General features: G+C 66.1%; 8 protein-coding genes and 2 riboswitches. Of the genes, 6 read left to right on the forward strand and 2 right to left on the reverse strand.

All coding sequences use genetic code 11. The annotated features are described in order from the left end of the window. From JNN06_RS08160 to bluB, 5 genes are all read left to right on the forward strand, one after another. Nucleotides 1–437: M20/M25/M40 family metallo-hydrolase (locus JNN06_RS08160; RefSeq protein ID WP_291239096.1), on the forward strand; the 437-nt coding region annotated here is incomplete at its 5' end. 1 nt (nt 438) lies between these two features. Beyond that, on the forward strand, nt 439–1539 hold the full coding sequence (locus JNN06_RS08165; protein WP_291239097.1) for a DUF917 domain-containing protein: 1101 nt from the start codon (nt 439–441) through the stop codon (nt 1537–1539). Further along, a complete protein-coding gene (locus JNN06_RS08170; protein WP_291239098.1) occupies nt 1532–3190 on the forward strand; it encodes a urocanate hydratase in 1659 nt (552 codons plus the stop codon). Before JNN06_RS08165 ends, JNN06_RS08170 begins: the two co-directional genes overlap by 8 nt. Continuing rightward, nucleotides 3177–4364, forward strand: a complete 1188-nt coding sequence (locus tag JNN06_RS08175) for a Xaa-Pro peptidase family protein (RefSeq protein ID WP_291239099.1) — start codon at nt 3177–3179, stop codon at nt 4362–4364. Before JNN06_RS08170 ends, JNN06_RS08175 begins: the two co-directional genes overlap by 14 nt. Before the next feature lie 26 nt (nt 4365–4390). Further along, a riboswitch (cobalamin riboswitch) is annotated at nt 4391–4584 on the forward strand. Nucleotides 4585–4627: 43 nt separating this feature from the next. Next, a complete protein-coding gene (gene bluB, locus JNN06_RS08180; RefSeq protein WP_291239100.1) occupies nt 4628–5305 on the forward strand; it encodes a 5,6-dimethylbenzimidazole synthase in 678 nt (225 codons plus the stop codon). 22 nt (nt 5306–5327) lie between these two features. Here the strand turns inward: bluB and JNN06_RS08185 are convergent, their stop codons facing one another. Further along, nucleotides 5328–6773, reverse strand: coding sequence for a cobyric acid synthase (locus tag JNN06_RS08185; RefSeq protein WP_291239101.1), 1446 nt, complete (start codon nt 6771–6773; stop codon nt 5328–5330). A gap of 154 nt (nt 6774–6927) precedes the next feature. Next, the gene (cobO, locus tag JNN06_RS08190; protein WP_291239102.1) at nt 6928–7569 is read right to left on the reverse strand and encodes a cob(I)yrinic acid a,c-diamide adenosyltransferase; all 642 of its coding nucleotides are present in this window, start codon (nt 7567–7569) and stop codon (nt 6928–6930) included. 44 nt (nt 7570–7613) lie between these two features. Next, nucleotides 7614–7840: riboswitch (cobalamin riboswitch) on the forward strand. Between the two features lie 86 nt (nt 7841–7926). Between cobO and JNN06_RS08195 the strand changes: the two genes are divergently transcribed. After that, entirely contained in the window at nt 7927–8280 is a 354-nt protein-coding gene (locus JNN06_RS08195; RefSeq protein ID WP_291239103.1) for a DUF1636 domain-containing protein, read from the forward strand. Nucleotides 8281–8283 lie beyond the last annotated feature (3 nt).

Consider the following 8283-nt stretch of genomic DNA (forward strand, 5'->3'; position numbering starts at 1 on the left):
TTTCCATCACCCCGGGTGCCGCCAATGTGGTGCCGGGCGCGGCGCGGCTGCTGATCGACGCCCGCGCGGTGGAGCGCGCCCGGATGGAGGGCTTTCTGGCCTGGCTGGAGTCGCGTCTGGCCGAGCTTCCGCTGGGCATCACCGCCAGCCATCGGGTGCTGTCGGACAATCCGCCCACGCCGATGGATGCGGGGCTGATCGCGCTGCTGGAACAGGCGGCCACCGCCTGTGGGGCCAGCCAGCTCAGCATGGCCTCGGGCGCCGGGCATGACGCGGCCTTCATCGCCCGCATCGCCCCCGCCGCCATGATCTTTGTGCCCTGCCGCGAGGGCCGCTCGCATTGCCCCGAAGAATGGGCGGAAACCAATGACATTGCGCTTGGGGCGGAGGTGATGGCCGAGGCCATCCTCGCCTTTGACGCACAGAAAGGAGAGTAAGATGCGCCGTATCTTGACCGAAAAGGATGTGGAGCCCGCCGTGCGTGGCGGCTCGGTCTATGCTGCCGGGGGCGGGGGCTGGGCGGATCATGGCCGCAAGCTGGGCTATGCCGCCGTGGGCGCGGGCCAGCCCGAGCTGGTCAGCATCGACGAGCTGAATGAGGAGGATTGGGTCGCCACCGCCGCCGCCATCGGCGCCCCCGCCTCCACGACGCCATGGGAAATGCGCGGGGTGGATTACATCAAGGCGGTGCAGCTGCTGAACGAGGCGCTTGGCACCCCGGTTGCCGGGCTGATGGTGGGGCAGAATGGCAAATCCTCGACGCTGAATGCCTGGCTGCCCTCGTCGATCCTGGGCTGCAAGGTGGTGGATGCAGTGGGGGATATTCGCGCGCATCCCACCGGCGATATGGGTTCCATCGGCATGGCGGGCAGCCCGGAGCAGATGATCCAGACCGCCGTGGGCGGCAACCGCGAACAGAACCGCTATATCGAACTGGTGACGCGCGGCGCGACGGCCAAGGTCTCGCCCATTCTGCGCACGGCCTCCGATATGTCGGGCGGCTTCATCGCTTCGGCCCGCAACCCGCTGCGGGCCAGCTATGTGGCGCGGAATGCGGCGCTTGGCGGTATTTCGATGGCGCTGGATCTGGGCCATGCCATTCTGGCGGCCGAGAAAAAGGGCACGGCGGCGGTGATCGACGCGATTGTGGAGGGCACCAAAGGGGCCATCCTGATCGAGGGTGTGATCACAAAGAAAGATGTTCATTACACCAACGAGGCCTTTGACATCGGCACCGTGACGGTGGGCAGCGGTGACCATGCGGTGACGCTGCATGTGATGAACGAATATATGGCGATTGACGATGCCGGCGGCACCCGCATCGCCAGCTTCCCCGATGTGATCACCACCCTGTCCGAGGAGGCCGAGCCGCTGTCGGTGGGCCAATTGCGTGAAGGCATGCGCATTCATGTGCTGCATGTGCCGAAATCGGTGATCCCCTTGGGCGCGGGTGTGCTGGACCCGGCGGTCTATCCGCCTTGCGAACGCGCCATGGGCATCGAACTGGCCAAATATGCGCTGGAGCAGACCCATGCCTAAGCCCAACCCCCGCCACCCCGACTTCCCGATCCCCGGCGGCCCGGCGCTGCGCGCGAAAAGCTGGCGCGCCGAAGGCCTGCTGCGGCTGCTGGAAAATGTGCTGTCCGTGGGTGAGGCACCCGACAAGCTGATCGTCTATGCCGCCCTTGGCAAGGCCGCGCGCACCTGGCCCGCCCATGCCGCCATCGTCAAAAGCCTGACCGAGATCGAGGAGGATGAAACCCTCATCATCCAGTCGGGCAAGCCGGTGGGCATTCTGAAAACCCATCCCGGCGCGCCCATGGTGATCATGGCGAATTGCAATATCGTGGGGCAATGGGCCAAGGCCGACGTGTTTTACGACATGGAGCGCAAGGGCTTGATTTGCTGGGGCGGGCTGACCGCCGGAGCCTGGCAATATATCGGCTCGCAGGGGGTCATTCAGGGCACGTATGAAATTTTCATGCGCATCGCCGAGCGCCGCTTCGGCGGCAGCCTTGCCGGACGTTTCATCCTGACCGCCGGTCTGGGCGGCATGGGCGGCGCGCAGCCCTTGGCCGGGCGGATGGCCGGGGCGGCGATCCTGTGCATCGACGTGGATGAAGACCGGGCGAAGATGCGTCAGGACATCGGCTTCCTCGATGAGATCGCCCCCGATCTGGATAGCGCGCTGGCGATGATCGACGCCGCGTGCGCCGAGGGCCGTGCAACCTCCATTGCGCTGATCGGCAATGCCGCCGAGATCTACCCCGAGATCGCGGCGCGCGGCATCACCCCTGACATCGTGACCGACCAGACCTCGGCGCATGATCTGGTTTATGGCTATATCCCGGCGGGCTATGACCTGCCGCGCGTGCGCCGCCTGCGCGAGCAGAACCCCGAGGAATTGATCGAGGCGGGGCGCATCTCGATCACCCATCATGTCGCGGCGATGCTGGAGTTTCAGGCGCGCGGGGCCGAGGTTTTCGACAATGGCAACCTGATCCGCACGCAGGCCAAGCAGGGCGGGATCGAGAATGCCTTCGATATTCCGATCTTCACCGAGGCCTATCTGCGCCCGCTGTTTTGCCGCGCCATCGGGCCGTTCCGCTGGATGGCGTTGTCGGGCGAGGAAAGCGACATTGCCAGGATCGACGATCTGGTGCTGCGCATGTTCCCCGAGAATGGCATCGTGACGAACTGGATCAGGCTGGCCCGCGCCCATGTGCCGTTTGAAGGCCTGCCCGCCCGCATCGCCTGGCTGGGCCATGGCGAGCGCACCGAGCTGGCCCGCGCGGTGAACCGCATGGTGGCCTCGGGCGAGCTGGCCGGGCCGGTGGCGTTTTCGCGCGACCATCTGGATGCCGGTGCCATGGCGCATCCCAACATCATGACCGAAGGCATGCGCGACGGCTCGGATGCCATTGCCGACTGGCCGCTGATCAGCGCGATGACGCTTTGTTCCTCGGGGGCCGATCTGGTGGTGGTGCATTCCGGTGGCGGCGGTTACGCGGGCTATATGACCTCCTCTGGCGTGACCATCGTGGCCGATGGCACCGAGGCGGCGGATATGCGCTTGAAACTGGCGCTGACCAATGACACCGCGCTTGGTGTGATCCGCTATGCCGATGCGGGCTATGCCGATGCGCTGGACGAAGCGCAAAAGAAGGCCGTCGGGCATGTCAAACTCTGACGCGCCGGAGGGCGCGGCGCTGATCGGCAGCCGCGCCGCAAGGCTGCGGGGGGTGATGCGGGCGCGGGGGGTGCCTGCGCTGCTCACCTCGCAACCGATCAGCATTCTTTACGCCAGCGGCGCGCGCAACATGACGGTGTTCAGCCTGATGGGGCCGTTCCGCATGCTGCTGTTCTTTGCCGACGGACCGTCGATCCTTTACGAATTCGCAGGTTGCGAGCATCTGGCCGAGGGGCAACCCGGTGTCGATCAGGTGCGCCCGGCGCCGGGGCTGACCGCGCTGTCGGGGGCGGGCTATTCGGCTGCGGCCGCGCGCTTTGCCGCCGAGATCGCCGATCTGTGCCGCAGCCATGGCGATGGGGGCAGCCTCGCCATCGAAGGCTTTGACCCGCCGGTCAGCGATGCGCTGCGGGCGCAGGGCCTCCATCTGGGCGACGCAACCGCTCTGCTGTCCGAATCGCGGCGCCTCAAGACACCATGCGAGATCGCCACCATGCGGCAGGCGGTGGCCTTGGTGCAGGATGCCGCCGCCGATCTGGAGGCCGCCATCACCCCCGGCGCCAGCGAGGTGGAGGCTTGGGCCGCCTTTCACCGCCATCTGATCGCCACCGAGGGCGAATATGTCTCGACCCGGCTGTTCCAGTCCGGCCCGCGCACCTTCCCCTATTTTCAAGAGGCCGGGCCGCGCCGGATGCAGGCGGGCGATCTGGTCTGTTTCGATACCGATGCGCTTGGCTGGCAGGGCTATGCGGTGGATTTCTCGCGCAGTTTTCTGTGCGGCGATGCCCCGCCAAGCCCGGTGCAACGCAGCCTTTATGCCCGCGCGCATGATCAGTTGCAGACCAATGCCGCGCTGCTGGGGCCGGGCGTCAGCTATGAGGCCTTTGCCCGCGCCGCCTGGCCGGTGCCGCCGGAACATCAGGGCTGGGGCTATTACTGTCTGGCGCATGGTCTGGGCCTATGCGGCGAATTTCCCTATGTGCCCCATGCCTTTGCCGGGCAGCCCTACGGGTTTGCGGGCGCGTTCGAGCCGGGCATGGTGATCTGCGTCGAAAGCTATATCGGCGCCGAGGCGGCAGCGCAGGGGGTCAAGCTGGAGGATCAGTTCCTGATCACCGAAACTGGCGTGGAGCGGATGACCACCTATCCCTTCTGCGCCCGGCTGCTTGGCTAAGGCAGTTGCCAGACCGCGCCCAAGGCGTTAGCTGTGGGCTGTCTGGTGCCGGGGCCGGGGTCAAACCCTGCCCCGGATAATCGGGAACGCGGTGCAAGGCCGCGACGTGCCCAACGCTGTAAGGTGGACGGCGCCGCAGATGCCACTGGTCCTCGGGCCGGGAAGGTGCGGGGCCGGGTGAAACCAAGTCAGAAGACCGGCCAGACGGAACGGGGGCGCCAGCTGGTCAACCGGCGCCTTGTTTCAGCGACAGGGGAAATGTCATGTCCACCGAGTCTCACCTTTGCGAGGCCGCCGCCTTTGACGAGGCCGCCCGCGCGGCGGTCTATGCCGCCATCTTCAGCCGCCGCGATGTGCGCAGCCAGTTCACCGATCGCCCGGTGGACGAGGCGCTGCTGACCCGGCTGCTGCGGGCGGCGCATCACGCGCCCTCGGTCGGGTTCATGCAGCCCTGGAACTTTCTGGTCATCCGCGACGGGGGGGTGAAGGCACAGGTGCAGGCCGCCTTTGCTCGCGCCAATGCCGAGGCCGAGGCGATGTTCCCCGAGGATCGCCGCCCGCTCTACTCGGCGCTGAAGCTGCAAGGCATCACCGATGCGCCGGTGAACCTGTGCATCACCTGCGACCGCACGCGGGGCGGCGAGGTGGTGCTGGGCCGCACCCATAACCGCGATATGGACCTTTATTCCACCGTCTGCGCGGTGCAAAATCTGTGGCTCGCTGCGCGGGCCGAAGGGGTGGGGGTGGGCTGGGTCAGCATCTTCCACGATACCGACCTGCGCGCCATTCTGGGCCTGCCCGATCATGTGGTGCCGGTGGCCTATTTGTGCATCGGCCATGTGGACCAGCTTTATGACCAGCCGGAACTGCAAGTGAAAGGCTGGCGCGACCGCCTGCCGCTGGAGGATCTGGTGTTCCGCGACCGCTGGGAGCAGCGCTGACGCAAAGTGTTGGGGCCCCGCGCTAGCGCGCGAGACCCAGCAGCCCCGCCACGTCCAGATGCGCCTCGACATGATCGGCCAGCGCCTCCAGAGTCGCCTCGACCGTTGCGGCATGGGCGTGACCGCTGGCCGCGACCCCCAGCCCCGCCAGATAGGCCGCCCGGAAAGCGTCCGAGCTGAACAGCCCGTGCAGATAACTGCCGGTGATGCGGCCATCGGCACTGATCGCCCCCTCGGGGCGCCCCTCGACAAAGGCAAAGGGGCGGGCGCAATCCGCGCCATCGGTGCGGCCGATGTGAATCTCATAGCCCTCCACCGTCAGGCCGCTGGCGGCGTGCTGGGCGGTGACACGCGCCAACCGCTTGTCAGGGGTCATGACCGTGTTCACATCCAGATGACCAAGGCCGGAGTCAAAGCCCGCTGTGCCCTCCTGTCCTTCCGGGTCGGCAATGCTGCGGCCCAGCATCTGATAGCCGCCGCAAATCCCCAACACATGCCCGCCGCGCCGGATATGGGCGGCAAGGTCGATGTCCCAGCCTTGCGCGCGCAGAAAGGCCAGATCGCCCCGGGTGGATTTGCTGCCGGGCAGGATGACCAGCCGCGCCTCCGCCGGGATCGGTTGGCCGGGGGCAACCATCACCAGATGCACACCCGGCTCGGCCTTCAGCGGGTCCAGATCATCAAAATTCGCGATGCGTGACAGCATCAGACAGGCGATCAACACGCCATCCGTCACCGGCCCCGAGGCCAGATCCTGCGCATCCTCGGCCGGCAGCAGATGGGCCTGCGCGAACCATGGCAAGACGCCAAAACCGCGCCAGCCGGTGCGCGCCTTGATCAGGCGATAGCCATCGTCGAACAGGCGCGGATCACCGCGAAACTTGTTGACGAGGAAACCTTCCACCATGGCGGCATCTTCCGGGTCGATCACCGCCTGCGTGCCGATGATCTGCGCAATCACCCCGCCCCGGTCAATATCCCCCGCCAAAACCACCGGCACATCGGCGGCGCGGGCAAAGCCCATATTGGCAATGTCGCCCGCCCGCAGGTTCACTTCGGCCGGGCTGCCCGCGCCTTCGACGATCACCAGATCATGCGCGTCGCGCAACCGCCCGAAACTGTCCAGCACCGCGCCCAGAAGCTCTGGCTTGCGCTTGGCATAATCGCGCGCCCGCAAGGTGCCGGTGCGCCGCCCCTGCACGATCACCTGCGCGCCAGAGTCCGATTCCGGCTTCAGCAGCACAGGATTCATATCGACGATGGGCGCCAGACCGCAGGCCAAAGCCTGCAAGGCCTGCGCCCGCCCGATCTCGCCACCATCCGCCGTCACAGCGGCATTGTTTGACATGTTCTGCGGCTTGAATGGCGCCACTGAAAGCCCGCGCCGCTTCGCCGCCCGGCACAGCCCGGCCACCAGCATCGACTTGCCGACATTCGACCCGCAGCCTTGAATCATCAGCGCCTTCACGCCCAACCTCCTGCGCTGCGGATCATGCGGGAGCCTCCGGCGGGGATATTTGCCGCCAAGATGAAAGACAAGCGCGCGCCCGCCTTTTCATCTTGGCAAAAATATCCCGGGGTCCGGGGCAGCGCCCCGGGGCTTTGTCGCAGGGGCGAAGGCATCAGAACTCGACCCCGGCCTGACCTTTGATGCCCGAGCGGAACGGGTGTTTGATCAGGCTCATCTCGGTCACCAGATCGGCGGCCTCGATCAGGGTCTCTTTCGCGTTGCGTCCGGTCAGGCAGACATGGGTGAGGGGCGGCTTTTCGTCGCGCAGGAAGGCCAGAACCTCGTCAATGTCGAGGTAGTCGTAACGCAGGGCGATGTTGATCTCGTCCAGCAGGACAAAGCGGATTTCGGGGTCGCGGATCAGTTCCTTTGCCTTTTCCCAGCCGCGCTGTGCTGCCGCAATGTCGCGGCTTTTGTCTTGCGTTTCCCAGGTGAAGCCTTCGCCCATGGCGTGAAACTGGCACAGATCGGCAAAGTTGCCCTCGATCAGCCGCCGTTCGCCGGTATCCCATGCGCCCTTGATGAATTGCACCACGGCGCAGGGCATTTCATGCGCGATGCAGCGCAGGATCATGCCAAAGCCGGAGGAGCTTTTGCCCTTCCCCGCGCCGGTATGCACGATGATCAGGCCCTTCTCGCCCTCCTTGCCCGCCATCATCCGATCGCGCGCTGCCTTTTTCTTGGCCATCTTGGTGGCATGGCGGGCCAGATCTTCCGCCTCGGTCGTCGTCGGCATGTCGCTTGCGTTGGTCATCGTGACGGTCCTTTACTTGACAGGCCCCCCGCAAATGGCAGAGGTATGGGCCACTGAGCGCTGGTGCCTGTGGTAAGACAGGTGAAAAGGGAATGCGACAGGTTTTGCGACCCATCGGGTCGGGGAACCGAAGCGCAGCCGCCCCCGCGACCGTGACCGGAAAGACCCGTTCATGCCACTGGCCGCAAGGCCGGGAAGGTGGATGGGGCGCCGGGGCCGATGGCCCTGATATCCGCAAGCCGGGAGACCTGCCATCGCCTGCACTGAAATGCGCGGACGGGGTGTTCCGTGACCTTCGGGTTTGGGCTTTGCCCGGCCGTTGGCCACGTTCCCGTTCGTGCCGAACCGGGGGGCCATATGGGCACCGTTCTTTACGTCTGCACCACCTGCCGCGCGGGCCAGCCCGTGCCGGAGGGCGAAGCCTGCCCCGGTGCGCGTCTGCATGCCGATCTGCTGGCGCTGGTGCCCGAGGGTGTCACGTTGCGCGCTGTCGAATGCCTGTCTGCCTGTGACAATGGCTGCGCCGTGGCGCTGAGCCAGCCGGGCGGCTGGACCTATGTTTATGGCCGCATGACCCTGGATGACGCGCCCGAGATCGCGCGCGGGGCTGGCCTCTATGCCGCCACGACCGATGGCTTCGTGCCCTGGCGCGAGCGGCCCGTGATTTTGCGCAAGCAAAGCCTTGCCCGTATTCCTCCGATGGTGACTTGAATG

The organism is Gemmobacter sp. (genome assembly GCF_016792925.1).
GTDB lineage: Bacteria > Pseudomonadota > Alphaproteobacteria > Rhodobacterales > Rhodobacteraceae > Gemmobacter.